Raw genomic sequence first — 2,019 nt, forward strand, 5'->3', positions numbered from 1 at the left:
AGAGACATCTGCCACCCAGGGCAGTTGCGCTAGAGCAGAATTGCCCGCAGGCACGGCCCCCGAACGGCTATGTCGCTACGGTGTTCGTACAGTCGGGCGATCTGGCCTCTGAAGTTTGACGTTTCTTGCCGAGAGTGACTGGGGGTGAACGCATAGATGCGCGAGGACGGGGCCGGGTTCGACTGGCTCATCATCACCTTGGACCCGTTGATGAATATTGGTGACGCTATGAGCGGAGGTCCCGTCGAAAGCGGCCGGGCCTCCGCGACAGCGAGAAACATGGACAGCGTACCGGAAAAGTAGCTCACAATCCGTCCCCACGTTGCCCCGTGTGTCGGCTGCGGCGGTATCGGGCCGGTGTGGTGCCATGCTCTTTGCGGAATACCTGGATGAAGTAGCAGGCGGTGCGGTAGCCGACCGCTTCGGCGATCTTGGGGATCGGCAGATCCGTTTCAATCAGGAATCGCCTGGCCCGCTGCAGGCGAGCCCGTTGAAGCTCGGCGCGCGGTGTGCGCCCGACAAGATTCTGGAACCGGATCTCGATGTTGCGGCGTGAAATCTGGAGATGGCGGACCACGTCGTCGACGCCAATGGGCTCGGCCGCATGGTCGTGGATAAAGGCCAGTGCGGCTGCGACCTCCGGATCGTCGATGGCGATCATGTCGGTGGAACGCCTGGTGACGACGTGTAGCGGTTCGGTGACCAGTCGTCGCGGCTTGCGCAGGCGGCGGCGCATCATGCCGTCCAGCAGGGCAGCGGCGCGGTAACCGGTTCCCTCGGCATTCAAGGCTACGCTGGACAACGGTGGGGTCGCCAGTTCGCACAACAGTTCGTCGTTGTCGACGCCGATCACGGCCAGTTCTTCGGGGACACGGACTTCCGCAACGCGACAGGCTTCCAGGACTTCGCGTCCGCGATCGTCGTTGCAGGCCATCACGCCGACCGGCTTCGGCAGACGCCCCAGCCAGTCCGCCAGAATCGGCTGCTCCCGCTCCCACACGCGGCCTCGCGCCGAGGGCGATGGCGTATAGACGTGCACATCGAACCCGGCGGCCGCGATGGCGCTGCAAAAGCCGCGTTCGCGACGCTTGGACCACACGCGACCGGGAATCCCGACAAAGGCAAAGTGCTCAACGCCCCGTCCCAATAAGTGCTCGGCTGCCATCTCGGCGGCACGAACCGAATCCGAAGCGACTTCGCTCAGTCGAGAAAGTGGATGGGATGGCTCCAACTCGCGTTCCGACAAATCCAATGCGATCGTGGGCAATCCCGACTTCAGTACCGCCTTGGCGATCTTGCTCGTCTCGATGCGAGCGATGATGCCCGTGCCGCCCCACTGCTGCATCTTGGGCAGCGCCTGCTCAAAATCGCCTGGCGTGACATAAAAGGACCAGGGTCCGTGCAGTCGGGCGTAGCGAACAATGCCACGCAGCATCTGCCTGCCGTATCCACGGGCCGTCTCGATCAGCAAAGCCACTTTCGGCACGTCGCTCATGCGTCTGAATCCTTCTGGTCGCACATCGGCAGCCTGGAGCCTCGTTGTCTCGCGGTTTGTCAGCATGGAATTCTGCGGTTAGCCGTTTTGGCGCTAGCCACGGTTCCGGTGGTGAAAACCGGGGCTAGCGCCCAAACGGCTAATCGAGGCAACCCGAATTCTTAGCTTTGACAAACCACTCGTGCGCAAATGTAACATATTTATGCGCATTCTTCTACTAGTCCGTCGGAGTCGGCGGGTCTATGTTTAGGATCGTGGAAAGAACAAAGTCGCCTTTCGCTCCGCGAAAGTGACGCAAGGACGCAGCTTGCGCGGAGCGAAGGACGGCGATTAGCCGAACCTGTTCTTCCCGCGTTACTTAGGAATCGGGCAAGACAGAATTACGGAGCGTGCCGACCATGGATACATCCTTGGATTCTCTGGAAGTTTGGTTCGTCACTGGTAGCCAGCACTTGTATGGCGAACAGGCATTGGCCCAGGTGGCTGCGAACAGCCAGCAGGTGGTGGCGGGGTTCAACGATTCC

At 61.2% G+C, this 2,019-nt stretch carries 2 protein-coding genes; one reads left to right on the forward strand and one right to left on the reverse strand.

Annotated elements, in window-relative coordinates; all coding sequences use genetic code 11:
• Positions 1 to 304: 304 nt before the first annotated feature.
• Positions 305 to 1,495, reverse strand: a complete 1,191-nt coding sequence (locus GY725_19005; GenBank protein MCP4006276.1) for a DNA-binding transcriptional regulator — start codon at positions 1,493 to 1,495, stop codon at positions 305 to 307.
• A 398-nt stretch (positions 1,496 to 1,893) separates the two neighbouring features.
• Here GY725_19005 and GY725_19010 point away from each other — a divergent pair.
• A partial coding sequence (locus tag GY725_19010; protein MCP4006277.1) for a hypothetical protein occupies positions 1,894 to 2,019 on the forward strand: 126 nt, incomplete at its 3' end.

Source organism: bacterium (assembly GCA_024226335.1).
Taxonomy (GTDB): domain Bacteria; phylum Myxococcota_A; class UBA9160; order SZUA-336; family SZUA-336; genus JAAELY01.

Excerpts from the sequence above, each read along its gene's own strand:
- GY725_19005 (MCP4006276.1), bottom strand. The coding sequence starts at position 1,495 with ATGAGCGACGTGCCGAAAGTGGCTTTGCTGATCGAGACGGCCCGTGGA.